Raw genomic sequence first — 25365 nt, 5'->3', positions numbered from 1 at the left:
AAGCCCCGTCAGGCCCCGTCGGGGTCGGCCCGGTCGAGGGCGGGGCGCGGGCCGGGGCCGGTCTCCAGGAGCAGGTGATCGGCGGCGGCGGTGTCCGTCACCAGGCTGGTGACCAGGCCGGAGCGCAGCACCGCGCCGATCGCCGCGGCCTTGCGCCGGCCGCCGGCGATGGCCACCACCTCGGGGATCCGGCGCAGCCGGTCCGCCTCCACGGTGATACAGCGTTCGCCCAGGTCGCGGCCGATACGGCGGCCCTCGGCGTCGAAGAGGTGCGCGGACATCTCGGCGGCCGCGCCCAGCGAGGCGTAGTGCTCGCGCTCCTCCTCGCTGAGCATGTCGTAGACGGTCGAGACGCCCGGCTCCCAGGAGCCGATGGAGACGCAGGCGACGGTGACCTTGTCGAAGTATTCGAACGCGCGGGCGATGCCGGTCTGGCGGCGCAGCGCCTCGGCGGTCGCCGAGTCGGGCAGCAGCATCGGGGCGTAGATCGGGTGCGCCTCGCCGCCGGAGACATCGGCCGCGCGGCGGACCGCCTCGACCGAACCGCGGTCGGCGGTGCCCGCGTCGTAGACGCCGGTCAGCTGGACGACGGTGCACGGCGGGAGCCGGTGCAGGGCGGCCGCCATATGGATGGTGGACCGGCCCCAGGCCAGGCCCAGGACGTCGCCCTCGGCAACCAGCTCGCCCAGCAGGTCGGCCGCGACCTCGCCGAGGTTCTCGGGATCCGCGGCGTCCTCGGAGGCGTCGGCGGGCGACTCGACGACGACGGCGTGCCGCAGGCCGTAGCGGGCCCGCAGCGCATCGGAGCGCTCGGCGTCGAGTTCGGAGGGCACCCGGATCTCGATCCGTACGAGATCGCGCTCCAGGGCCGTCTCCAGGACGCGGGCGACCTTGAACCGGCTGACGCCGAACTCGTCCGCGATCTGGATCTTGGACTTGCCCTCAAGATAGAAGCGGCGGGCCATCGCCGCCGCCTGCACCAGCTCGGCGGGGCCCATTCCGGACTGTGGGCGGCTGGCTACCACGAAATTCTCCCCTTTTGCGCATCTGATCGAGTCTTTGCTCATCCTTTCAGAAACCGGAGGTGTACGGGGACCATGACCGCCTCGACGGCCATGAACGCTCGGTTGCGCCTCGGACAACCCACGGCACGGTCCGCCCAAGGGCAGACCGCCCGCCCCATACGCCTCACACGTCTCAGTGCGCGCAGCCCCAGCCGGCCGGAGTCGCCGCCTCGGCCTGCGCCCGCAGTTCCCGTACCGCCTTGGCCGGATCGTCCGCACCGTAGACGGCCGAACCCGCCACGAACACATCGGCGCCCGCCTCCGCGCACCGCTCGATGGTGGCCTCGGAGACCCCGCCGTCGACCTGGAGCCACAGCTCAAGGCCGTGCTTCGAGATCAGCTCACGGGTCCGGCGGATCTTGGGCAGCATGATGTCCAGGAACGCCTGGCCGCCGAAGCCCGGTTCCACGGTCATGATCAGCAGCATGTCGAGCTCGGGCAGCAGATCCTCGTACGGCTCGATCGGGGTGGCGGGCTTGAGCGCCATCGACGCCCGCGCGCCCTTGGCCCGGATCTCCCGCGCCAGCCGTACGGGCGCCGCCGCGGCCTCCACATGGAAGGTCACGGACCCGGCCCCGGCCTCGACGTACTGCGGCGCCCAGCGGTCCGGGTCCTCGATCATCAGATGCAGGTCGAGCGGGGTGTCCGTCGCCTTGCGCAGCGACTCGACGACCGGCACGCCGAGCGTGAGGTTCGGGACGAAGTGGTTGTCCATGACGTCGACGTGCAGCCAGTCGGCGCCCTCGACGGCCTTCGCCTCCTCGGCGAGGCGAGCGAAGTCGGCGGACAGGATGCTGGGGTTGATCAAGGCCATGCCACCAGTATGGACTGCGGCCCGGTGCGCGACGGAGGCGGGCAGGCAGCGGGCCCGTGCGCACACGGAACCGCCCCGGCCGGGAACCCCGGCCGGGGCGGAACCTGCGCCGTGCGGCTGCCTCAGGCGAGGGTCGCCAGCGCCTGGTTGAGGGTCTGCGACGGGCGCATGACCGCCGTGGCCTTGGCCGGGTCGGGCTGGTAGTAGCCGCCGATCTCGGCCGGGGAGCCCTGCACCGCGATCAGCTCGTCGACGATGGTCTGCTCCTGCTCGGTCAGCGTCTTGGCCAGCGGCCCGAACGCCTCCGCGAGCTGCGCGTCATCGGTCTGCTTGGCCAGCTCCTGCGCCCAGTACAGCGCGAGGTAGAAGTGGCTGCCGCGGTTGTCGATGCCACCGAGGCGACGGCTGGGCGACCTGTCGTTCTCCAGGAACGTGCCCGTCGCGCGGTCGAGGGTGTCGGCGAGCACCTGGGCGCGGGCGTTGCCCGTGGTCTGCGCGAGGTGCTCGAAGCTGACGCCCAGCGCGAGGAACTCGCCCAGGCTGTCCCAGCGCAGGTAGTTCTCCTTGACCAGCTGCTGGACGTGCTTGGGCGCCGAGCCGCCGGCGCCGGTCTCGAACAGCCCGCCGCCGTTCATCAGCGGCACGACGGAGAGCATCTTGGCGCTGGTGCCCAGCTCCAGGATCGGGAACAGGTCCGTCAGGTAGTCACGCAGCACGTTGCCGGTGACCGAGATGGTGTTCTCGCCGCGGCGGATGCGCTCCAGGGAGAACGTGCAGGCGTCGACCGGCGCCATGATCTCGATCCGCAGCCCCTCGGTGTCGTGCTCGGGGAGGTACTGCTTGACCTTGGCGATCAGGCCGGCGTCGTGCGCCCGGCCCTCGTCCAGCCAGAACACGGCCGGGTCGCCGGTCGCGCGGGCGCGGGTGACGGCGAGCTTGACCCAGTCCTGGATCGGCAGGTCCTTGGTCTGGCACATCCGGAAGACGTCCCCGGCGCTGACGACCTGCTCCAGCACGGCGTTGCCGGCCTCGTCGACGACCCGGACGGTACCCGTCGCGGGGATCTCGAAGGTCTTGTCGTGGCTGCCGTACTCCTCGGCCTTCTGCGCCATCAGACCGACGTTCGCCACCGAGCCCATCGTGGCCGGGTCGTAGGCGCCGTGCGCGCGGCAGTCGTCGATGACGGCCTGGTAGATGCCCGCGTAGCTGCTGTCGGGGATGACCGCGAGGGTGTCGGCCTCCTTGCCGTCCGGGCCCCACATGTGGCCGGAGGTACGGATCATGGCCGGCATCGAGGCGTCGACGATCACATCGCTGGGGACGTGCAGGTTGGTGATCCCGCGGTCGGAGTCGACCATCGCCAGCTCCGGGCCCTCGGCCAGCTCGGCCTCGAAGGACGCCGCGATCGCCGCACCCTCGGGCAGCGACTCCAGGCCCTTGAGGATGCCGCCGAGCCCGTCGTTGGGGGTCAGCCCGGCCGCGGCCAGCGCCGCACCGTGCTCGGCGAAGGTCTTCGGGAAGAAGGCCCGTACGACGTGGCCGAAGATGATCGGGTCGGAGACCTTCATCATCGTGGCCTTCAGGTGCACGGAGAACAGCACGCCCTCGGCCTTGGCGCGGGCGACCTGCGCGCTCAGGAACTCCCGCAGCGCCCCGACGCGCATGACGGACGCGTCCACGACCTCGCCCGCCAGCACCGGCACCGACTCGCGCAGCACGGTGGTGCTGCCGTCGTCCCCGTGCAGCTCGATGCGCAGCGCACCGGCCTCGCCGATCACCGCGGACTTCTCGGTGGAGCAGAAGTCGTCGGCGCCCATGGTCGCGACGTTCGTCTTCGACTCGGGCGTCCAGGCACCCATCCGGTGCGGGTGCGCCTTGGCGTAGTTCTTGACCGCGGCCGCGGCGCGGCGGTCCGAATTGCCCTCGCGCAGCACCGGGTTGACGGCGCTGCCCTTGACCTTGTCGTACCGCGCCCGGACGTCCTTCTCCTGGTCCGTCTTCGGGTCGTCCGGGTAGTCCGGCAGCGCGTAGCCCTGCTGCTGGAGCTCGGCGACCGCGGCCTTCAGCTGCGGGATCGACGCCGAGATGTTCGGCAGCTTGATGATGTTCGCGCCGGGCGTCTTGGCCAGCTCACCGAGCTCGGCGAGCGCGTCGTCGATCCGCTGGCTCTCCTCCAGGAACTCCGGGAAGTGGGCGATGATCCGCCCGGCCAGGGAGATGTCACGGGTCTCCACGGTGACGCCGGCGGTCGATGCGTACGCCTGGATCACAGGCAGGAACGAATGCGTCGCCAGGGCCGGAGCCTCGTCAGTGTGCGTATAGATGATGGTCGAGTCAGTCACCGGGTGCTCCGCTCCAGGTCTCTCCACGTCTCCAACATTGCTCGACATCAAGATATCTCGTGATCGGGGGCGGCTCGACAGGGGTCTGCACGGTCGGCTGCGGCCGGCCGTTCAGCCCACCCGCCGCAGCAGCGCCAGATACATCGCATCCGTGCCGTGCAGATGCGGCCACAGCTGGACGTCCGGGCCGTCGCCGAGGGCCGGGACGCCGGGCATCAAGGGGCGGGCGTCGAGAAGTTCCGCCTGCGGGGCCGGGCCACCGCGGCCCTTGAGGACGTCGTCCACCACGGCGCGGGTCTCGGCGAGGTGGGGGGAGCAGGTGGCATAGCCGACGACGCCGCCCGGGCGGACGGCCGTCAGGGCCTGGCGGAGGAGGTCTCGCTGGAGGGGGGCGAAGCCGTCCAGGTCCTCCGGGCGGCGGCGCCACCGGGCCTCGGGGCGGCGGCGCAGGGCGCCCAGGCCGGTGCAGGGGACGTCGACCAGTACGCGGTCGAAGGCGCCGGCGCGCCAGGCGGGGCGGGTGCCGTCGGCGGCGATGACCTGGTACGGGCCGGGGTTGCCGTCGAGCGCCCGGGCCACCAGGCGGGCGCGGTGCGGCTGCTTCTCGGACGCGAGCAGCGTGGCACCGCGCTCGGCGGCCAGCGCGGCGAGCAGCGCCGCCTTGCCGCCGGGGCCCGCGCAGCCGTCCAGCCAGACGCGGTCGGGGCCGTCGAGCGGGGCGTTGGCGAGCGCGAGCGCGACCAGCTGGCTGCCCTCGTCCTGGACGCCGGCGCGCCCCTCGCGTACGGGGTCCAGCGCGCCCGGCTCGCCGCCCTCCGCGAGCCGCACCGCATACGGCGACCAGCGGCCCGGCAGCGCACTCTCCTCGCCCACAACGGCCAGCAGCTCCTCGGCCGTGGACCGGCCGGGCCGCGCCACCAGCGTCACCTCGGGCCGCTCGTTGTCCGCCTCCAGCAGGTCCTCGATCCCGGCCCGGCCGCCGCCGAGCGCGTCCCACAGGGCCGAGACGATCCAGCGCGGGTGGGCGTGGACGACACCGAGGTGGTCCTCGGGGTCCTCGTCGTAGTCCGGCGCGACCCGTTCGAGCCAGCCGTCCAGGTCGTGCGCGGACACCTTGCGCAGCACGGCGTTGACGAACTTCGCCCGCCCGTCGCCGAGGACGACCCGCGCCAGCTCGACGCTCGCGCTGACCGCGGCGTGCGTGGGGATGCGGGTGCCGAGCAGCTGGTGCGCACCGAGGGTCAGCACGTCCAGCACCGGCGGGTCGACCTCGCGCAGCGGGCGGTCCACGCACTGCGCGATGATCGCGTCGTAGGTGCCCTGCCGACGCAGCGAGCCGTACACCAGCTCCGTCGCCAGCGCCGCGTCCCGGCCGTCGAAATCGCCCCCCTCGCGCGCCTTGCGCAGCAACGGCGGCAGCACGAGATTCGCATACGCGTCCCGTTCGTCGACGGCCCGCAGCGCCTCGAACGCGAGGACCCGGACCGGGTCCTTCTGCGGGCGGCGGTAGGGCTTACGGGTGCCGTGACGGCGAGGCGGCTGCTGGCTCACAGAAAGGTGCTCCGGATACGGGAAAAAGGGTCCGGCCCCAGCCTACGCCCGAGGTCAGCCGCCCTGGACCGGTCCGGTCGGTCGGCCCGGTCGGCCCGGGCCTAGCCCACCCGCTCCCCCGCCTCGATGCGCACCCCGCGGGCCCAGTCGGCCGCCTTCATCGGCTTCTTGCCCTGCGGCTGGACCCACAGGAGTTCCACGGCGTGGCTGCCGGTGCCGGCGTACACCGCCTTCTTGGTGACGTCGAGGGCGCCGGGGGCCAGGTCGGCGCGGTCGGCCACCAGGGCGGCGGACATCAGCTTGAGCCGTTCGCCGCGGAAGACCGTCCAGGCACCAGGAGCGGGCGCACAGGCCCGGACGAGCCGGTCGATGCGCAGGGCGGGCGCCGCCCAGTCGACCTTGGCGTCCTCGACCTCGATCTTCGGCGCGAGGGTGATGCCCTCGGCCGGCTGCGGGACGGCCTTCAGGGTGCCGTCCTCGATGCCGTCCATGGTGGCGGTCAGCAGACCGGCGCCCGCGAACGCCAGCCGGGTGAGCAGATCGCCGCTGGTGTCGGTGGGCCGGATCTCCTCGGTCAGCACGCCGAAGACCGGGCCGGAGTCCAGGCCCTGCTCGATCTGGAAGGTGGCGGCGCCGGTCACCTCGTCGCCCGCGAGGACGGCGTGCTGGACGGGCGCCGCGCCGCGCCAGGCGGGCAGCAGCGAGAAGTGCAGATTGACCCAGCCCTGGGCGGGGATGTCGAGCGCGACCTTGGGCAGCAGCGCGCCGTAGGCGACCACCGGGCAGCAGTCGGGGGCGATCTCCCGCAGCCGGGCCAGGAAGTCCTCGTCGCGCGGCCGGGCGGGCTTGAGGACCTCGATGCCCGCCTCCTCGGCGCGCTCCGCGACGGGGCTGGCGACCAGCCTGCGGCCGCGTCCGGCCGGCGCGTCGGGACGCGTCACCACGGCCACGACCTCGTGCCGGTCCGAGGCGATCAGGGCATCGAGGGCGGGCACGGCGACCTCGGGGGTACCGGCGAAGACGAGCCTCATGGGTGGCGCACTACCTCTCACATGCTTCACGCGCATCACACGCAGCGGAACGGCGCACCAGTCTATGGGTCCTGATGCGGCGTCGTACGGCGGACCGCGAGGCCCGCTCCGGCCCCCGTCCACCGGGCACGGTACGGGGGCGTGCGCCCATACCCGCGCCCCGCATGGAAGCTCGTACGCCCCCATACCGTGACCAGAGCCGCTCCTGTCGCGTTGGTCAAACAGCATTGACCTGTGACGGGCCGCCTTGGCGGCCCGCTCGCTTTCATCCTTCTTCTTTCACGCCGGTTCGAGAGGCTCGCTCATGGCCGACCACGCAACCCACGACGCCCAGGCACGCGCCAGCCTGCATCTCCTGGTACGGGACATCGAGCGGGTCCGCCGACAGGTGGACGCGCTGCGCACCCTGACCGCCCAGCTCGGCAATGTCTACCGGCCACGCCGCACGGGCCCTTCCGCAGGCTTCGTGGTCTACGGGCGCGCGCCGGCCCCGACGGTGCGGCTGGCCCAGGAACTGCGCGACAGCGTCGAGACGCTCGTCACGGCGGCGGTCGACTTCGACCGTTCGCTGGGCTTCTCCTGGGATGCGGTGGGCTCGGCGCTCGGCGTCACCAAGCAGGCGGTGCACCGCCGTTACGGTGCCCGCCGGGCCGCCGCCCAGCCCCCGGCGGACGGCACCGAGCGCCCCTCGGAGGCCCACTCCGGCCGCACGGTCGGCGTGGCCGCGGCGGGCCTGCCGGGGGCCCCGTCCGTCCCGGCCGCCCGCGCCATGCCCGCCCAGTCGGCCGCCACCGGCCGGGAGGAGACCGCCGCCCGGCCGGGCGCCTTCCCCGGGCCGCGCAACGGCTGACCCCGGCTCCGCAAGCGGGCCGTCCGTCGGCGTCCGCCAACGCTCCGGGACCGCCCGCCGACCACGGTCCCGGGGCGGCGCCGCAGCCTTCACCCCGGAGCGGGCGGAACTCACCGCAGACCCGGCGAATACCAGCCCAGCCCCGACGGACCTCACCCCGGATCCGGCGTATCTCACCCCAGATCGGGCGGATCGATCCGCACTCTGACCTCCCCCTCCCGTTTGACCAGCCGCGCCGCGCGCGCCGCCTTGAGCGCCGCCGCCAGCGCCGCGCCCTGCCCCGGACGGACCCGCACCAGCGCCCGCTCCCACGCCTCCCCCACCGGGGGATCCCCCGGCCGGCGCGGCCGCCCCGGATCCGGCACCGGAAGCGGTACGGGCCCCAACACCTCGGCCCCGGGCGGCAGTTCGGCCGCCTCCAGCAGCTCGGCCACGTCCTCCGACCGCCCGGCCACGGCGGCCATCCGCGACACCGGCGGAAAGCCCAGCTCGGCCCGCTCGGCCAGCTCCCGTACGGCGTGCCCGACCGGGTCCCAGCGCACCAGCGCCTGCACCGGCCGCAGCGTCGGCTCCGCGATCACCGCCACCGTGCCGCCGTCCTCCTGGCCGCGCACCAGCGCCGCGGCCCCCAGCCAGCGCCGCAGCGCCTCCTCCCCCGCCCGCAGGTCCGGGCGGTTCAGCAGCGCCCAGCCGTCCAGCAGGAGCGCCGCGGCGTAACCGCCCTCGGCGACGGGCTCCGCCCCCGGTGTGGACACCACGAGGGCGGGCCGGTCCGGGACCGTGTCGAGGATGTGATCGCGGCCGGACGTGCGCACCGGCACCGCGGGAAACGCCCGCCCGAGCTCCTCCGCCGTGCGCCGCGCCCCCACGATCTGCGCCCGCAGCCGCGCACCCCCGCAGGCCGCGCAGTGCCACTCCGGGGCGTCGCGCCCGCACCAGGCGCACTCCACCGCTCGGTCGCCGCCCGGTGCTTCCAGCGGCCCGGCGCAGTGCCGGCAGCGCGCGGGCTCCCGGCACCGCTCACACGCCAGCCTCGGTACGTACCCCCGGCGCGGCACCTGCACCAGCACCGGCCCCCGGGCGAGCCCGGCGCGCGCCGTCTGCCAGGCCAGCGACGGCAGCCGGGCGGCCCGTGCCGCTTCGTCGCGCGCCACCTCCCGGTCGTCGACCGTACGGATCAGCGGCGCGGCGGCCCGCACCCGGTCGCGCCCGGCCTCCAGCGACCGCGCCCAGCCGTTCTCCACCAGCTGCGTGGCCTCGACCGTGCGCCCCAGATCGCCTACCAGGCACGCGGCCTTCTCCTGTACGGCCCGCAGCAGCAGGACGTCCCGGGCGTGCGGATAGGGGGCGTTGGTGTCGCCGTGGCTGGAATTCCCGTCGTCCCAGATGGCGACCAGCCCCAGATCCTCCACCGGGGCGTACATGGCGGCGCGGGTGCCCACCACGGCCCGCACCGCGCCGCGGCGTATCGCCAGCCAGCGGCGGTAGCGCTCCTCGGGCCCGGAATCGGCCACCAGCAGGGCATGCGCGCCCCGCCCCACGAGCTCGGTCAGCGCCGCGTCCACCCGGGCCGCGGACCGCCCGTCGGGCAGGACGACCAGGGCGCCGCGCCCGGAGGCCAGCGTCGCGGCCACGGCGGCGGCCAGCTCCCACGGCCAGTGCGGCCCCGGCAGCGCCGTCCACACCGCCCGCGGCGTGCCTCCGCCCGCCAGCGCTTCCAGGAACGCCGGGCCGTCCGGATAGCGCGCCCAGCTCGCGAGCGGAGGAACGGCCGGCGGCGGTGGCGGCGCCGGGAAGCGCTCCGCCTCGGCCTTGGCGTTACGCGGTGGAATGGCCAGCTGGAGCACGTCGGCGAGCGAACCGGCGTACCGGCCGGCCACCGCCCGGCACAGCGCCAGCAGCGACGGACTGAGCACCGGCTCGGGCGAGACGACCTGGCTGAGCGCCGCCAGCGGCCCGCGGTAGTCCGACTCGGCGATGCGCTCGACGATGAAGCCGTCGAGCAATCCCCCGCCCTCGCGCCGCCCCTCGCGCACCTTCCCGGTCCCCGCCCCGAACCGCACCCGCACCCGCACCCCGGGCTGCGCCTCGGCGTCCATCGCCGCGGGCACGGCGTAGTCCCACAGCTTGTCGAGATGCACCGCCCCCTTGTCCACCAGCACCCGCGCCACCGGCAGCTCCCCGGCCAGCGCCGCCCCCCGCCACGTCCGCGGCCTGGCCCGTGGCGCCTTCGCCTTGCGCACGGTCTCCCGGATCAGCGCCAGCTGCTCGCCCCGCTCCCCCGGATCCCGCCCGTTCTCACCGCTCACAGCATCAGTCTTAGCAGACGGCACCGACAGCGCCCCCGGCCCGAACCCGTCCCCGCGACCGCCCCGGAGAACGCCGGCGGCCCCGTACCGCGGCGTGCGGTACGGGGCCGTCGAAGGCGTCGGGCAGGTGGTGCTTACAGCCCCGCGGCCGCGCGCAGTGCGTCCACCCGGTCCGTGCGCTCCCAGGTGAAGTCCTCCAGCTCACGGCCGAAGTGGCCGTAGGCGGCGGTCTGGGAGTAGATCGGGCGCAGCAGGTCGAGGTCGCGGATGATCGCGGCCGGGCGGAGGTCGAAGACCTGGGCGATGGCCTGCTCGATCTTCTCGACGTCGACGGCGGCGGTGCCGAAGGTCTCGACGAAGAGACCGACGGGCTCGGCCTTGCCGATGGCGTAGGCCACCTGGACCTCGCAGCGCTGGGCGAGCCCGGCGGCGACGACGTTCTTGGCGACCCAGCGCATGGCGTAGGCGGCGGAGCGGTCGACCTTGGACGGGTCCTTGCCCGAGAAGGCGCCGCCGCCGTGGCGGGCCATACCGCCGTAGGTGTCGATGATGATCTTGCGGCCGGTCAGACCGGCGTCACCCATCGGGCCGCCGATCTCGAAGCGGCCGGTCGGGTTGACCAGCAGACGGTAGCCGTCGGTGTCCAGCTTGATGCCGTCCTCGACGAGCTCGTTGAGGACGTGCTCGACGACGAACTCGCGGATGTCGGGCGCGAGCAGCGAGTCCAGGTCGATGTCGGAGGCGTGCTGCGAGGACACGACGACCGTGTCGAGGCGGACGGCCTTGTTGCCGTCGTACTCGATGGTGACCTGGGTCTTGCCGTCGGGGCGCAGGTAAGGGATGGTCCCGTTCTTGCGGACCTCGGACAGGCGCTTGGACAGGCGGTGCGCGAGGTTGATCGGGAGCGGCATCAGCTCCGGGGTCTCGTCGCAGGCGTAGCCGAACATCAGGCCCTGGTCACCGGCGCCCTGGCGGTCCAGCTCGTCGTCGTCGCCCTCGACGCGGAACTCGTGGGCGGTGTCGACGCCCTGGGCGATGTCCGGGGACTGCGCGCCGATGGAGACCGAGACGCCGCAGGACGCGCCGTCGAAGCCCTTCTTGGACGAGTCGTAGCCGATGTCCAGGATCTTGTTGCGGACGAGGTTGGGGATGTCGGCGTACGCCTTGGTCGTCACCTCGCCGGCCACGTGGACCAGGCCGGTGGTGATCAGCGTCTCGACGGCGACCCGGGAAGTCGGGTCCTCCTTGAGGAGCGCGTCGAGGATGGTGTCGCTGATCTGGTCAGCGATCTTGTCGGGGTGGCCCTCGGTGACGGACTCCGAGGTGAACAGGCGGCGGGACACATCGCTCCCTGGGGTTGCAGCGGCTGCTGGCTGATCATTGGCGGAAGGGCCGAGAGCTGCGCTCGGCCCGGTCCACGGCCAGTTTATCGGTCGTATGCGACGTTCGGGCACGCAGTCTCGATTTATGGACCCCCCGTGACCTGGGACACCACGGCCGACACCACGCCCACCATAGGACGATCACCTTCCGGAGGCTCTCGGGTCAAGAGGGCACGCCGTGAAAGGTGAGACCGATGGGGCCAGGTGGCGGGCCGCGGGGGCGTCAGGCCGGGCGGTCGGTCAGCCGTGGCGCAACAAGGTCCCAGAGGGTTTCGGCCAGGGCTTCCTTGGGGCCGAACGGCACCGCGGTCTCGGTGCCGTCCGTGGCGAGGATCACCGCTTCGTTACGGTCCGCGCCGAACGCCTTGTGCTCGCCGACCTCGTTGACAACCAGCAGGTCACAGCCCTTGCGGGCAAGTTTGGCGCGGCCGTTGGCGAGGACGTCGTCGGTTTCGGCGGCGAAGCCCACGATCACCTGGCCGGGACTGCGCCGTTCGGCGGAGAGCTCGGCGAGGATGTCCGGATTACGGACCAGGGTGACTGGTTCCGGCTCCTCGCCGTCGATCTTCTTGATCTTGCCGGTCATGTAGACGGCGGGCCGGAAATCGGCCACGGCGGCGGCCATGACGACCGCATCGGCGTCCACGGCGGCTTTCAGGACGGCCTCGCGCAGCTGGCGGGCGGTGCCGACGGGGACGACGTCCACGCCGGCCGGGTCGGGCAGCTCGGTGTTGCCCGCGATCAGCGTGACGCGGGCGCCGCGGGCGGCGGCGATGGCGGCGAGGGCGTAGCCCTGCTTGCCGGAAGAGCGGTTGCCCAGGTAGCGGACCGGGTCCAGGGGCTCGCGGGTGCCGCCGGCGGTGACGACGACGCGGCGGCCGGCCAGATCCTGGGTGAGGGCCGCCCGGCCGCGGGCCAGCACCCGGCGGCAGAGGTCGAAGATCTCCACGGGGTCGGGGAAGCGGCCCTTGCCGGTGTCGACGCCGGTCAGCCGGCCGACGGCGGGCTCGATGACGACGGCGCCGCGGCGGCGCAGCGTGGCGACGTTCTCCTGGGTCGCGGGGTGCTCCCACATCTCGGTGTGCATCGCGGGGGCGAAGATCACCGGACAGCGGGCGGTGAGCAGCGTATTGGTCAGCAGGTCGTCGGCCAGGCCGTGGGCGGCCTTGGCCAGCAGGTCGGCGGTGGCCGGGGCGACCACGACGAGGTCGGCGGCCTGGCCGATGCGGACGTGCGGGACCTCGTGGACGGATTCCCACACCTCGGTGGAGGCCGGGTTGCCGGAGAGCGCGGACCAGGTGGCCTCGCCGATGAAGTGCAGCGAGGCGGCGGTCGGTACGACCCGTACGTCGTGCCCGGACTCGGTGAGCCGCCGCAGCAGCTCGCACGCCTTGTACGCGGCGATCCCGCCACTGACCCCCAGGACGACCCTGGGCCGCTCCCGCTCCCGGCCCTGCTGCCGGTGCTGCTGCGCCTGCTCCTGCGTCTTCATGCCCCTATGACACACCAAGGGCCCGGCGGTCGTCCCGCCGGGCCCTTGGTGAAGATGCTGATGCCGCTTACTGAGCCGGGCCCTCGACGGCCTCGGAGGTCAGCAGGCCCGCGTTGATCTCGCGCAGCGCGATCGACAGGGGCTTCTCGTGGACATGCGTGTCGACGAGCGGACCGACGTACTCGAGCAGGCCCTCGCCGAGCTGCGAGTAGTACGCGTTGATCTGGCGCGCACGCTTGGCGGCGTAGATCACGAGGCTGTACTTCGAGTCGGTGGCCTCGAGAAGCTCATCAATGGGCGGGTTGATGATGCCCTCGGGCGCGGTGATGGAAGAGGACACTCTCTGCCTTCCGTTGCGATCCAACGATGATGCGAATCCTTGCGATCCCACGATGAAACGCTGATGCGCGTCAATCGTCCACGATCCGGGAGCCGTGGGATATCGCTGCGTTAGCTGCTGATGTCCTGGTCCCCGGACCGATGCAGCATCAAGGCTAGCAGCTCACGGCTGACGGCCTCGACGGAGGTGTTGACGAGGGTGAGGTCGAATTCCGTCTCGGCGGCCAGTTCCACCTTGGCGGCCGCCAGCCGGCGCTCGATGACCTCGGGGGCCTCGGTGCCCCGGCCGGTGAGCCGGCGGACCAGCTCGTCCCAGCTCGGCGGGGCCAGGAAGACCAGGCTGGCGTCGTCCATGGACTCGCGGACCTGGCGGGCGCCCTGGAGATCGATCTCCAGCAGGACCGGTTCCCCGGCCTCGAGGCGGTCCATGACCGCCTTGCGCGGTGTGCCGTAGCGGTGACCGGCGAATTCGGCCCACTCCAGCAGTTCGCCGTTGGCGATCAGCTTGTCGAATTCCTCGTCCTCGACGAAGAAGTACTGGACACCGTGCCGCTCCCCGGGGCGCGGCTTGCGGGTGGTGGCCGACACCGAGAGCCAGACCTCGGGATGGACCTTGCGCAGATGCGCGACGACCGTGCTCTTACCGACCCCCGAGGGGCCGGAGAGCACGGTCAGTCGCGGTTGTCTGACCGGGGGTACGGGGGTCTCCCCCCGGGAGACTGCAGAACTCATGCAGCGATTATTCCAGCTTCCCGGCGATGCCGGAAAATTCAGGAGGCGCTGCTGCCGAACTCGCGCTCCAACGACGCGATCTGGTTGGTGCCGAGCCCCCGCACGCGGCGGCTCTCGGAAATGCCGAGCCGCTCCATGATCTGCTTGGCACGAACCTTGCCGACGCCGGGCAGGGACTCCAGGAGCGCGGAGACCTTCATCTTGCCGATGACGTCGTTCTTCTGGCCCTGCTCGATGACCTCGTGGAGCGAGGCACCGGAGTGCTTGAGCCGATTCTTGACCTCGGCGCGCTCCCGGCGAGCCGCGGCGGCCTTCTCGAGCGCGGCTGCGCGCTGTTCAGGGGTAAGGGGCGGAAGAGCCACGCCTACGTCACCTCGGATGTCGAACTGTCGGATACGGACCGGTGTGGAACCTAGTCGCCCCGCACCTGCGGAGCAACGAGCAACGCGCTTACGTGCAGTGCTCTCGACGGAGACTAGCGGGCAAGTGCGCCGTAGTCAGCGAGAACAGACGAAAAGTCCTGGTCAGACTCTGCTGACCAGGACAATTCGGGACCAAAACACCTGCCGGAGCGCCCTTACCGGACCGCGCCGCCGACCGCGGTGCGCACCTCGTCGGCGAAACGTGCCGCCGCGGCGCGCAGACCGGCGGCGTCCGGGCCGTGCCGGAGCACCCCGCGGCTGACGCTCGGCAGGACATTGCCCACCGCGTCCCCGAAGACCGTCGGAAGGTCGGCCGGGGTCGCGCCCTGGGCACCGATGCCGGGGGCCAGCAGCGGCCCGTTGATCGCCAGATCGAACGAGGACAGGTCGCCGAGCGTGGCGCCGACGACCGCGCCGAGGGACCCCAGCGGCTCGGCGCCGGCGTTCTCGGTCTTGAGGTGGGCGAGCATGGTCGCCGCGACGGCGGTGCCGTCGGCGCGTACGGCACGCTGAACCTCCTGGCCCTCCGGATTGGAGGTCAGGGCGAGGACGAAGACGCCGCAGCCGTTGAGCACGGCCGCGTCCAGCGCCGGACGCAGCGATCCGTAGCCCAGGTAGGGGCTGAGCGTGACGGCGTCGGAGAACAGCGGGCTGCGCGGGTCGAGGTAGGTGTCGGCGTAGGCGCCCATGGTGGAGCCGATGTCGCCGCGCTTGGCGTCCATCAGGACCAGGGCGCCGCGCTCGCGGGCCTCGGCCACCGCGGTCTCCAGGACGGCGATACCGCGCGAGCCGAAGCGCTCGAAGAACGCGGACTGCGGTTTGAAGACCGCGACCTGCTCGCCGAGCGCCTCCACGACGGTGCGGGTGAAGCGGGCCAGGCCGGCTACATCGTCGTTCAGGCCCCAGTCGGCCAGCAGGGAGGCGTGCGGGTCGATGCCGACGCACAGCGGGCCGCGCTCGTCCATGGCGCGGCGCAGGCGGGCGCCGAAGGGCTCCGGGGACGAGCGCTGCGGCCCGGAGGGCCGCGTTGAGGGGTGGTGGTCGGGCGACGGGCGGGCGGTCATGCGGTCACCTTCCTGGCTTCGGCGCCGACCGCGTCGGCGAGGGTGGCGTACGGGCTGGTGCGCAGGCGCGCGGCCAGGCCCTTGTGGATCGCGCGGCACCAGAACGGGCCCTCGTAGATGAAGGCGCTGTAGCCCTGGACGAGGGTGGCACCGGCGAGGATGCGCTGCCAGGCGTCCTCGGCGGTGGTGATGCCGCCGACCCCGATGAGGGTGATCCGGTCGCCGACGCGGGCGTAGAGGCGGCGCAGGACCTCCAGGGAGCGCTCCTTGACGGGGGCGCCGGAGAGGCCGCCGGTCTCGGCGATGAGCTTCGGGTCGGAGGTCAGGCCCAGGCCCTCGCGGGCGATGGTGGTGTTGGTGGCGATGATGCCGTCCAGGCCCAGCTCGACGGCGAGGTCGGCGACCGCGTCGATGTCGGCGTCGGCGAGGTCCGGGGCGATCTTGACCAGCAGCGGGACGCGGCGCTCGGTGACCGTACGGTCGGCGGCCTCGCGCACGGCGGTCAGCAGCGGGCGGAGGTGCTCGACGGCCTGGAGGTTGCGCAGCCCGGGCGTGTTCGGGGACGAGACGTTGACGACCAGGTAGTCGGCGTGGACGGCGAGGCGCTCGGTGGAGGTGACGTAGTCGCCGATCGCCTCCTCCTCCGGGACGACCTTGGTCTTGCCGATGTTGACGCCGAGCGTCGTCGGGAAGACCGGGTTACGGGCGGCCAGGCGGGCCGCCACGGACGCCGAGCCGTCGTTGTTGAAGCCCATGCGGTTGATCAGCGCGCGGTCCGGCACGAGGCGGAACAGGCGCTTCTTCGGGTTGCCGGGCTGGGGCTGGGCGGTGACGGTGCCGATCTCGACGTGGTCGAAGCCGAGCATGGTCATCCCGTCGACGGCCACCGCGTTCTTGTCGAAGCCGGCGGCCAGGCCGAAGGGGCCGTGCATCCGGCGGCCGAGCGCCTCGGTGCGCAGCTCCTTGTAGCGGGGCGCGAGGGCGGCGGCGAGGAAGGTGCGCAGCACGGGGATACGGGCGGCCAGCCGGATCCAGCCGAAGGCCAGGTGGTGGGCCTGTTCGGGGTCCATGCGCCGGAAGAAGAGCCGGAAGAAGAGCTGGTACATACGGGTCCTCGGGGGGGTCCTCATGAGGAGGGGGACACCGTTTCCGGTGTCCCCCTCGTGGGCTGCTAGTCGCGGGCCGCGGTCAGGTGTTCCGCGTGTTCCTGGAGTGACCTGACGCCCACATCGCCGCGGTTCATCGCCTCGATGCCCTGGACGGCGGCCGCGAGGGCCTGGACCGTGGTCAGGCAGGGCACGGAGCGGGCCACCGCCGCGGTACGGATGTCGTAGCCGTCCAGCCGGCCGCCGGTCCCGTAGGGGGTGTTGACGATCAGGTCGACCTGGCCGTCGTGGATCAGCTGGACGATGGTCTTCTCGCCGTTCGGGCCCTCGCCCTCGGACTGCTTGCGCACCACGGTGGCGTTGATGCCGTTGCGGCGCAGCACCTCGGCGGTGCCGGAGGTGGCCAGCAGCTCGAAGCCGTGGGCGACCAGCTCGCGGGCCGGGAAGATCATCGAGCGCTTGTCGCGGTTGGCGACGGAGACGAACGCGCGGCCCTTGGTGGGCAGCGCCCCGTAGGCGCCGGACTGCGACTTGGCGTAGGCCGTGCCGAAGACCGAGTCGATGCCCATGACCTCGCCGGTGGAGCGCATCTCCGGGCCCAGGACGGTGTCCACGCCGCGGCCCGAGGCGTCGCGGAAGCGCGACCAGGGCATGACGGCTTCCTTGACGGAGATCGGCGCGTCCAGCGGCAGCGTGCCGCCGTCGCCGGTCTTCGGCAGCATGCCCTCGGCGCGCAGCTCGGCGATGGTGGCGCCCAGCGAGATCCGGGCGGCGGCCTTGGCCAGCGGCACCGCGGTGGCCTTCGAGGTGAAGGGCACCGTGCGGGAGGCGCGCGGGTTGGCCTCCAGGACGTAGAGGATGTCCCCGGCCATCGCGAACTGGATGTTGATCAGGCCGCGGACGCCGACGCCCTTGGCGATGGCCTCCGTCGAGGCGCGCAGCCGCTTGATGTCGAAGCCGCCCAGGGTGATCGGGGGCAGCGCACAGGCGGAGTCGCCGGAGTGGATACCGGCCTCCTCGATGTGCTCCATGACGCCGCCGAGGTAGAGCTCGTGGCCGTCGTAGAGCGCGTCGACGTCGATCTCGATGGCGTCGTCGAGGAAGCGGTCGATGAGGACCGGGTGCTGGTCGATCAGGCCGGCGTGGCGGGTGAGGTACTCGCCGAGCGACGGCTCGTCGTAGACGATCTCCATGCCGCGGCCGCCGAGCACGTAGGACGGGCGGACCATGACCGGGAAGCCGATCTCGGCGGCGATCTTCTTGGCCTCGTCGAAGGAGAAGGCGGTGCCGTACTTGGGGGCCGGCAGGCCCGCCTCGGTCAGCACCCGGCCGAAGGCGCCGCGCTCCTCGGCGAGGTCGATGGCCTCGGGCGAGGTGCCGACGATCGGTACGCCGTTGTCCTTGAGCGCCTGCGCCAGGCCCAGCGGGGTCTGCCCGCCGAGCTGGACGATCACACCGGCGACCGGGCCCGCCTGGGTTTCGGCGTGCACGATCTCCAGGACGTCCTCCAGGGTGAGCGGCTCGAAGTAGAGCCGGTCGGAGGTGTCGTAGTCGGTGGAGACGGTCTCCGGGTTGCAGTTGACCATCACGGTCTCGTAGCCGGCGTCGCTGAGCGCGAAGGAGGCGTGGACGCAGGAGTAGTCGAACTCGATGCCCTGGCCGATGCGGTTGGGGCCGGAGCCCAGGATGATCACGGCCGGCTTCTCGCGCGGGGCGACCTCGGTCTCCTCGTCGTAGGACGAGTAGAAGTACGGGGTCTTCGCGGCGAACTCGGCGGCGCAGGTGTCGACCGTCTTGTAGACCGGGCGGACGCCGAGCGCATGGCGCACCTCGCGGACGACGTCCTCGCGCAGCCCGCGCAGGGCCGCGATCTGGGCGTCGGAGAAGCCGTAGCGCTTTGCTTCCGCAAGGATCTCCGGGCCGAGCTTGTCGGCGGCGGCGATCTCGTCCGCGATCTCCTTGACGAGGAAGAGCTGGTCGACGAACCACGGGTCGATCTTCGTGGCGTCGAAGACCTCCTGCGGGGTGGCGCCCGCGCGGATCGCCTCCATCACGGTGTTGATCCGGCCGTCGGTGGGGACCTGGGCCTTCTCCAGCAGCGCGGCCTTCTCGCCCACCTCGGCGACGAAGTCGAACTGGCTGCCCTTCTTCTCCAGGGAGCGCAGCGCCTTGTTGAGCGCCTCGGGGAAGTTGCGGCCGATCGCCATGGCCTCGCCGACCGACTTCATGGTCGTGGTCAGCGTGGCGTCGGCGGCCGGGAACTTCTCGAAGGCGAAGCGCGGGACCTTGACGACGACGTAGTCGAGGGTCGGCTCGAAGGAGGCCGGGGTCTGCTCGGTGATGTCGTTGGGGATCTCGTCCAGCGTGTAGCCGACGGCGAGCCGGGCGGCGATCTTCGCGATCGGGAATCCGGTGGCCTTGGAGGCCAGCGCCGAGGAGCGCGAGACGCGCGGGTTCATCTCGATGACGATGACCCGGCCGTCGACGGGGTTGACCGCGAACTGGATGTTGCAGCCGCCGGTGTCCACGCCGACCTCGCGGATCACGGCGATGCCGATGTCGCGCAGGATCTGGTACTCGCGGTCGGTGAGCGTCATCGCCGGGGCGACGGTGATCGAGTCGCCGGTGTGCACGCCCATCGGGTCGAAGTTCTCGATGGAGCAGACGACCACGACGTTGTCGTTCTTGTCGCGCATCAGCTCCAGCTCGTACTCCTTCCAGCCGAGGATGGACTCCTCCAGGAGCACCTCGGTGGTCGGGGAGAGCGTCAGGCCCTGGCCGGCGATGCGGCGCAGCTCCTCCTCGTCGTGGGCGAAGCCGGAGCCGGCGCCGCCCATGGTGAAGGAGGGGCGGACGACGACGGGGTAGCCGCCGAGCTCGTCGACGCCCGCCAGGACGTCGTCCATGGAGTGGCAGATGACCGAGCGGGCGGACTCGCCGTGGCCGATCTTGCGGTTGACCTCCTCGACGACATCCTTGAAGAGGTCGCGGTCCTCGCCCTTGTTGATCGCCTCGACGTTGGCGCCGATGAGCTCGACCCCGTACTTCTCCAGGGTGCCGGCCTCGTGCAGGGAGATGGCGGTGTTCAGGGCGGTCTGGCCGCCGAGGGTCGGCAGCAGCGCGTCGGGGCGCTCCTTGGCGATGATCTTCTCGACGAACTCGGGGGTGATCGGCTCGACGTAGGTCGCGTCGGCGATCTCCGGGTCGGTCATGATCGTCGCCGGGTTGGAGTTGACCAGGATGACGCGCAGACCCTCGGACTTGAGGACCCGGCAGGCCTGGGTGCCGGAGTAGTCGAACTCGGCGGCCTGCCCGATGACGATCGGGCCGGAGCCGATGACCAGGACGGACTGGATATCGGTGCGCTTAGGCACGCTGGCCCTCCATCAGGGATACGAAGCGGTCGAAGAGGTACGCGGCGTCGTGCGGACCCGCGGCGGCTTCGGGGTGGTACTGGACGCTGAAGGCCGGCTGGTCGAGCAGCTGGAGACCCTCCACCACGTTGTCATTGAGACACACGTGGGAGACCTCGGCTCGGCCGTAGGGAGTGTCGGAGACCGTGTCGAGCGGGGCGTCGACGGCGAAACCGTGGTTGTGCGCGGTGATCTCGACCTTGCCGGTCGTACGGTCCTGCACCGGCTGGTTGATACCGCGGTGGCCGTACTTGAGCTTGTAGGTGCCGAAGCCCAGCGCACGGCCCAGGATCTGGTTGCCGAAGCAGATGCCGAACAGCGGGGTCTTTCGGGCCAGGACGGCCTGCATCACGGAGACGGGGTGGTCGGCGGTGGCCGGGTCGCCCGGTCCGTTGGAGAAGAAGACGCCGTCCGGGTTCACCGCGTAGATGTCCTCGGCGGTGGCGGTGGCGGGCAGGACGTGCACCTCGATGCCGCGTTCGGCCATGCGGTGCGGGGTCATGCCCTTGATGCCGAGGTCCACCGCGGCGACGGTGAACTTCTTGGTGCCTATGGCCGGGACGACGTAGGTCTCCTCGGTGGCGACCTGGGCGGAGAGGTCCGCGCCCTTCATCTCGGGGGCCTGGCGCACCTTGGCCAGCATGACGCCCTCGTCGGGCAGCGCCTCGCCGGAGAAGATGCCGACCCGCATGGCGCCGCGCTCGCGCAGATGGCGGGTGAGCGCACGGGTGTCGACGCCGCTGATGCCCACGATGCCCTGGTGGACCAGCTCGTCGTCCAGGGAGCGCACCGAGCGCCAGTTGGACGGGATCCGGGCGGGGTCGCGGACGACATAGCCGGCGACCCAGATGCGCGCGGACTCGGGGTCCTCGTCGTTCACCCCGGTGTTGCCGATGTGCGGGGCGGTCATGACGACGACCTGGCGGTGGTACGAGGGGTCGGTCAGCGTCTCCTGATAGCCGGTCATGCCGGTGGAGAACACCGCTTCGCCGAAGGTCTCCCCCACGGCCCCGTAGGCACGGCCGCGGAAGGTGCGGCCGTCCTCCAGGACGAGTACGGCGGGGATCTTGGCGGTCCCCCTGGTGGAGGTCGTCATCGTGCGCCTTCCGTTTCGGTGTGCTCGGTGGTGGTGCGGGTGGTGCTCAGTGCGGTGAGGGCCGCGACCCAGGCCGGGTGCTCCTCGGCCCGGTCGGAGCGGAACCCGGAGTCGATCTCCTTGTCCCCGTGCTCCCAGGTGACGATCAGCAGACCGCCCTCGGTGAGGACCTTGCCCGCGATGCCCTTGTCGAGGCGGGCGCCGCGCAGGGCGGCGGCCGGGACGAAGAAGTCCTGCGCGCCCGGCCGGACGACGGCCAGGCCCTGGTCCGTCAGCGTCAGCTCGGCGCGGCTGCGGGTGCCCAGGCCGTGGGCGACGATCCGGTCGAGCCACTGCCCGGCGGTGGTGGAGCCGTGGTAGCGGCCGGCCATGGTCAGCCGCGGTTCACCCGGGGCGTCGGGGGCGCCGGGCAGTTCGGGCAGATCGCCCTGGAGCTTTCCGCGCCATTTCCAGCCCTCGCGCATCAGCCAGTACAGGAAGATCACGAAGACCAGCAGACCGGCGACCCAGGCGATCCGGCCGGACCAGTCGGTGACCGGCGCGGAGTGCTGCGCCTCGGCCAGATGGATCAGTGAAGGAGTCACGCCAGCTTCCCGTCGACGACCGTTGCCCGGCCCCGCAGGAAGGTGTGGGTGATACGTCCCGGCAGCTCACGGCCCTCATAGGGGGTGTTGCGGCTGCGCGAGGCGAAGCCCGCGGGGTCCACCTCTCCACGGTAAGCGGAATCGACCAGGGTGAGGTTGGCGGGCTCACCAGCCGAGATGGGGCGGCCGTGGCCGGTGGCCTGCCCGATCCGGGCGGGGGCGAAGGACATCCGGTCCGCGACGTCCGCCCAGGTCAGCAGGCCGGTGTCGACCATCGTCCGCTGGACGACGGACAGCGCGGTCTCCAGGCCCACCATGCCCATGGCGGCCGCGGCCCACTCGCAGTCCTTGTCCTCGTGCGGGTGCGGGGCGTGGTCGGTGGCGACGATGTCGATCGTGCCGTCGGCGAGCGCCTCGCGCAGCGCCATGACGTCGCGCTCGGTGCGCAGCGGCGGGTTGACCTTGTAGACCGGGTTGTAGGTGCGCACCAGCTCGTCGGTCAGGAGGAGGTGGTGCGGGGTGACCTCGGCGGTGACGTCGATGCCGCGGGACTTGGCCCAGCGGACGATCTCGACGGATCCGGCGGTCGACAGATGGCAGATGTGGACGCGGGAGCCGACGTGCTCGGCGAGCAGGACGTCCCGGGCGATGATCGATTCCTCGGCCACCGCGGGCCAGCCGCCCAGGCCCAGCTCGGCGGAGACCACGCCCTCGTTCATCTGGGCGCCCTCGGTCAGCCGGGGCTCCTGCGCGTGCTGGGCGACGACGCCGCCGAAGGCCTTCACGTACTCCAGGGCGCGGCGCATGATCACGGCGTCGTCGACGCACTTGCCGTCGTCGGAGAAGACGGTGACGCCGGCGGCGGACTCGTGCATGGCGCCCAGCTCGGCGAGCTTCTTGCCCTCCAGGCCGACGGTCACCGCGCCGATGGGCTGCACATCGCAGTAGCCGTGCTCCTGGCCGAGCCGGTAGACCTGCTCGACGACGCCGGCGGTGTCGGCGACGGGGAAGGTGTTGGCCATGGCGAAGACGGCGGTGTAGCCGCCGCCGGCCGCGGCGCGGGTGCCGGTCAGGACGGTCTCGGAGTCCTCGCGGCCCGGCTCGCGCAGATGGGTGTGCAGATCGACCAGGCCCGGCAGGAGGATCTTGCCGTCGGCCTCGATGACCGTGGCGCCCTCGGGCGACAGGCCGCTGCCCAGCGCCGCGATGGTCTCGCCGTCGATGAGGACGTCCTGCGGCTCGCCGCCCAGCACCTTCGCACCGCGGATCAGGATCTTGCTCATGGTCTTACTTCTCCTCGGTACGGTCGGTACGGGGGCTGGAAACGGCGGGCTCGTTGCCGCCAAGGAGCAGGTACAGGACGGCCATCCGGATGGACACGCCGTTGGCCACCTGCTCGACGGCCGTGCAGCGGCCGGAGTCGGCGACCTCGGCGGTGATCTCCATACCGCGGACCATCGGGCCGGGGTGCATCACGAGTGCATGCTCGGGCATCCGCGCCATCCGGTCGCCGTCCAGGCCGTAGCGGCGGGAGTACTCGCGCTCGGTCGGGAAGAAGGCGGCGTTCATCCGCTCGCGCTGCACCCTCAGCATCATCACGGCGTCGGACTTGGGCAGCACGCTGTCGAGGTCGTAGGAGACCTCGCACGGCCAGGTCTCGACGCCGACCGGCACCAGGGTGGGCGGGGCGACGAGGGTGACCTCGGCGCCGAGGGTGTGCAGCAGGTCGACGTTGGAGCGGGCGACCCGGCTGTGCAGGACGTCGCCGACGATCGTGATGCGCCGGCCGCCGAGGTCCTGGCCCAGCCCCGCGTCCGGCCCGATCAGCCGTCGGCGCATGGTGAAGGCGTCGAGCAGGGCCTGGGTGGGGTGCTGGTGGGTGCCGTCGCCGGCGTTGATGACGGGGGCGTCGATCCAGCCGGAGGTGGCGAGCCGGTAGGGCGCGCCGGAGGCGCTGTGCCGGATGACGACGGCGTCGACGCCCATCGCCTCCAGGGTCTGCGCGGTGTCCTTGAGGGACTCTCCCTTGGAGACGCTGGAGCCCTTGGCGGCGAAGTTGATCACGTCCGCCGAGAGCCGCTTCTCGGCGGCCTCGAAGGAGATCCGGGTCCGGGTCGAGTCCTCGAAGAAGAGGTTGCAGACGGTGCGTCCGCGCAGCGTGGGGAGCTTTTTGATCGGCCGGTCGGCGACCCGGGCCATTTCCTCGGCGGTGTCGAGGATCAGCACGGCGTCGTCGCGCGTGAGGTCGGCGGCCGAGATGAGGTGGCGCTTCATCCGGTTTTCTCCGTGAGTGAAGGAGGTGGTACGGGAATGTCCGTGGCGCGGGCAGGCGTGCGGGCCCGGGGTCGCCGGGTCCGTCTGCGGTGCCTAGCGCTCGTCGGCCGGGGCGGTCCGGCTGAGCCCGAGCAGCACGGCGTCGCGGCCGTCCTCCTCGGTGAGCTGGACCTTTACCGCCTCCCGCAGCGATGTGGGGAGGTTCTTGCCGACATAGTCGGCGCGGATGGGCAGTTCGCGGTGGCCGCGGTCGACCAGCACGGCGAGCTGGACGGCGCGGGGGCGGCCGATGTCGTTCAGCGCATCGAGCGCGGCGCGGATGGTGCGTCCGGAGAAGAGGACGTCGTCGACGAGGACCACCAGGCGGCCGTCGAGACCGTCCCCGGGAATCTCGGTGCGGGCCAGCGCACGCGGCGGGTGCATCCGCAGGTCGTCGCGGTACATGGTGATGTCGAGCGAGCCGACCGGGACCTGGCGGCCGGTGATGTCCTGGAGCTTGGCGGCGAGCCGCCGGGCGAGGAAGACACCGCGGGTCGGGATGCCGAGGAGCACCACGTCGTCGGCGCCCTTGGCGCGCTCGACGATCTCGTGGGCGATACGGGTCAGCACCCGGGCGATGTCCGGGCCCTCCAGAACGGGCCGGGCCACGACGGCGGCGCCGTCGGCGGAACTGTGTGCGTCCATACGAAACGGACCCCCTTCTCCGCCTCACGGGACGGACTTTAAAGGACGTCGGAATTACGTGGCTCAGGTTACCAGGGGGCCGCGCCACGCCGGTCTGCACCCCTGACGGGCGATGGTCTGGCCCATTCGGCTTGACGAAGCCAGATTACGCTGCGTAACCTCACAGTGAGTTACCAGCCCGCGGCTCAGCCGCATGTCGATACAGCCGTCTGGGGAGCTTTATGTCCAGCGAATACGCCAAACAGCTCGGGGCCAAGCTCCGCGCCATCCGCACTCAGCAGGGCCTTTCTCTCCACGGTGTCGAGGAGAAGTCCCAGGGTCGCTGGAAGGCCGTGGTGGTGGGCTCCTACGAGCGCGGCGACCGTGCCGTGACCGTGCAGCGCCTCGCCGAGCTCGCGGACTTCTACGGGGTGCCGGTCCAGGAGCTCCTGCCGGGCACGACGCCGGGCGGCGCGGCCGAGCCGCCGCCGAAGCTGGTGCTGGACCTGGAGCGCCTGGCCCACGTCCCGCAGGAGAAGGCCGGACCGCTCCAGCGCTACGCCGCCACGATCCAGAGCCAGCGCGGCGACTACAACGGCAAGGTCCTCTCGATCCGCCAGGACGATCTGCGCACCCTCGCGGTGATCTACGACCAGTCGCCCTCGGTGCTCACCGAGCAGCTGATCAGCTGGGGCGTGCTGGACGCCGATGCGCGCCGCGCAGTGGCCCACGAAGAGCTCTGATACCGCCACCACCTGCAGAAACGTACCGCCGCTCCGGGATTCCCGGGGCGGCGGTCGTGTTGTCGGCGGTGCGTTATGTCCGGCGACAGCGGGT

At 71.9% G+C, this 25365-nt stretch carries 21 protein-coding genes; 2 read left to right on the top strand and 19 right to left on the bottom strand.

The annotated features are described in order from the left end of the window. Positions 1 to 8 precede the first annotated feature (8 nt). From SNA_RS13080 to fmt, 5 genes are all read right to left on the bottom strand, one after another. Positions 9 to 998, bottom strand: coding sequence for a sugar-binding transcriptional regulator (locus SNA_RS13080; RefSeq protein ID WP_044365067.1), 990 nt, complete (start codon positions 996 to 998; stop codon positions 9 to 11). Between the two features lie 199 nt (positions 999 to 1197). Beyond that, the gene (rpe, locus tag SNA_RS13075) at positions 1198 to 1878 is read right to left on the bottom strand and encodes a ribulose-phosphate 3-epimerase (protein WP_030067196.1); all 681 of its coding nucleotides are present in this window, start codon (positions 1876 to 1878) and stop codon (positions 1198 to 1200) included. A 122-nt stretch (positions 1879 to 2000) separates the two neighbouring features. Continuing rightward, positions 2001 to 4220: an NADP-dependent isocitrate dehydrogenase gene (locus tag SNA_RS13070; protein ID WP_044365065.1), complete on the bottom strand. Its 2220-nt coding sequence runs from the start codon at positions 4218 to 4220 to the stop codon at positions 2001 to 2003. Positions 4221 to 4331: 111 nt separating this feature from the next. Further along, complete coding sequence (locus SNA_RS13065) at positions 4332 to 5771, bottom strand: RsmB/NOP family class I SAM-dependent RNA methyltransferase (protein WP_044365063.1); 1440 nt, start codon at positions 5769 to 5771, stop codon at positions 4332 to 4334. A 101-nt stretch (positions 5772 to 5872) separates the two neighbouring features. Next, positions 5873 to 6802: a methionyl-tRNA formyltransferase gene (gene fmt / locus SNA_RS13060; protein ID WP_030067190.1), complete on the bottom strand. Its 930-nt coding sequence runs from the start codon at positions 6800 to 6802 to the stop codon at positions 5873 to 5875. 304 nt (positions 6803 to 7106) lie between these two features. Here fmt and SNA_RS13055 point away from each other — a divergent pair, with 304 nt between their 5' ends. After that, positions 7107 to 7652: a hypothetical protein gene (locus SNA_RS13055; RefSeq protein ID WP_044365061.1), complete on the top strand. Its 546-nt coding sequence runs from the start codon at positions 7107 to 7109 to the stop codon at positions 7650 to 7652. 173 nt (positions 7653 to 7825) lie between these two features. Here the strand turns inward: SNA_RS13055 and SNA_RS13050 are convergent, their stop codons facing one another. The 14 genes from SNA_RS13050 to pyrR all read right to left on the bottom strand — a co-directional run bounded on the left by SNA_RS13050 (position 7826) and on the right by pyrR (position 24549). After that, positions 7826 to 9961, bottom strand: a complete 2136-nt coding sequence (locus SNA_RS13050; RefSeq protein ID WP_044365059.1) for a primosomal protein N' — start codon at positions 9959 to 9961, stop codon at positions 7826 to 7828. A gap of 134 nt (positions 9962 to 10095) precedes the next feature. After that, positions 10096 to 11304 (bottom strand): methionine adenosyltransferase, encoded by a 1209-nt coding sequence (gene metK, locus SNA_RS13045; RefSeq protein WP_030067187.1) that lies wholly within the window; start codon positions 11302 to 11304, stop codon positions 10096 to 10098. A 262-nt stretch (positions 11305 to 11566) separates the two neighbouring features. After that, positions 11567 to 12835, bottom strand: a complete 1269-nt coding sequence (gene coaBC / locus SNA_RS13040; protein WP_044365056.1) for a bifunctional phosphopantothenoylcysteine decarboxylase/phosphopantothenate--cysteine ligase CoaBC — start codon at positions 12833 to 12835, stop codon at positions 11567 to 11569. 67 nt (positions 12836 to 12902) lie between these two features. After that, positions 12903 to 13175: a DNA-directed RNA polymerase subunit omega gene (gene rpoZ, locus SNA_RS13035; protein ID WP_003982715.1), complete on the bottom strand. Its 273-nt coding sequence runs from the start codon at positions 13173 to 13175 to the stop codon at positions 12903 to 12905. A 110-nt stretch (positions 13176 to 13285) separates the two neighbouring features. Then, on the bottom strand, positions 13286 to 13906 hold the full coding sequence (gene gmk / locus SNA_RS13030; RefSeq protein WP_078969876.1) for a guanylate kinase: 621 nt from the start codon (positions 13904 to 13906) through the stop codon (positions 13286 to 13288). Positions 13907 to 13944: 38 nt separating this feature from the next. Further along, positions 13945 to 14268 (bottom strand): integration host factor, encoded by a 324-nt coding sequence (locus SNA_RS13025; RefSeq protein WP_030067185.1) that lies wholly within the window; start codon positions 14266 to 14268, stop codon positions 13945 to 13947. Positions 14269 to 14483: 215 nt separating this feature from the next. Further along, positions 14484 to 15392 carry an orotidine-5'-phosphate decarboxylase gene (gene pyrF / locus SNA_RS13020; protein WP_078969875.1) on the bottom strand — a complete coding sequence of 303 codons (909 nt, stop codon included), beginning with the start codon at positions 15390 to 15392 and terminating at the stop codon, positions 14484 to 14486. Continuing rightward, the gene (locus tag SNA_RS13015; protein WP_044365045.1) at positions 15389 to 16498 is read right to left on the bottom strand and encodes a quinone-dependent dihydroorotate dehydrogenase; all 1110 of its coding nucleotides are present in this window, start codon (positions 16496 to 16498) and stop codon (positions 15389 to 15391) included. Before SNA_RS13015 ends, pyrF begins: the two co-directional genes overlap by 4 nt. Before the next feature lie 65 nt (positions 16499 to 16563). Further along, a complete protein-coding gene (gene carB, locus SNA_RS13010; RefSeq protein WP_030067182.1) occupies positions 16564 to 19872 on the bottom strand; it encodes a carbamoyl-phosphate synthase large subunit in 3309 nt (1102 codons plus the stop codon). Beyond that, positions 19865 to 21007 (bottom strand): glutamine-hydrolyzing carbamoyl-phosphate synthase small subunit, encoded by a 1143-nt coding sequence (carA, locus tag SNA_RS13005; RefSeq protein ID WP_030067181.1) that lies wholly within the window; start codon positions 21005 to 21007, stop codon positions 19865 to 19867. The genes carB and carA overlap by 8 nt, the downstream gene beginning before the upstream one ends. After that, a complete protein-coding gene (locus tag SNA_RS13000) occupies positions 21004 to 21591 on the bottom strand; it encodes a PH-like domain-containing protein (RefSeq protein WP_030067180.1) in 588 nt (195 codons plus the stop codon). Before SNA_RS13000 ends, carA begins: the two co-directional genes overlap by 4 nt. Further along, complete coding sequence (locus SNA_RS12995) at positions 21588 to 22874, bottom strand: dihydroorotase (RefSeq protein WP_044365041.1); 1287 nt, start codon at positions 22872 to 22874, stop codon at positions 21588 to 21590. Before SNA_RS12995 ends, SNA_RS13000 begins: the two co-directional genes overlap by 4 nt. 4 nt (positions 22875 to 22878) lie before the next feature. Continuing rightward, positions 22879 to 23865 carry an aspartate carbamoyltransferase catalytic subunit gene (locus SNA_RS12990; protein WP_044365038.1) on the bottom strand — a complete coding sequence of 329 codons (987 nt, stop codon included), beginning with the start codon at positions 23863 to 23865 and terminating at the stop codon, positions 22879 to 22881. A gap of 93 nt (positions 23866 to 23958) precedes the next feature. Then, the gene (pyrR, locus tag SNA_RS12985) at positions 23959 to 24549 is read right to left on the bottom strand and encodes a bifunctional pyr operon transcriptional regulator/uracil phosphoribosyltransferase PyrR (RefSeq protein WP_030067177.1); all 591 of its coding nucleotides are present in this window, start codon (positions 24547 to 24549) and stop codon (positions 23959 to 23961) included. A gap of 221 nt (positions 24550 to 24770) precedes the next feature. On the opposite strand from pyrR, the gene bldD reads away from it, so the two are divergent. After that, the gene (gene bldD, locus SNA_RS12980) at positions 24771 to 25271 is read left to right on the top strand and encodes a transcriptional regulator BldD (RefSeq protein WP_030067175.1); all 501 of its coding nucleotides are present in this window, start codon (positions 24771 to 24773) and stop codon (positions 25269 to 25271) included. Positions 25272 to 25365 lie beyond the last annotated feature (94 nt).

This window comes from Streptomyces natalensis ATCC 27448 (genome assembly GCF_000935125.1).
GTDB classification, from domain to species: Bacteria; Actinomycetota; Actinomycetes; order Streptomycetales; family Streptomycetaceae; genus Streptomyces; species Streptomyces natalensis.
This window is presented reverse-complemented; position numbering and strand designations above follow the sequence as displayed.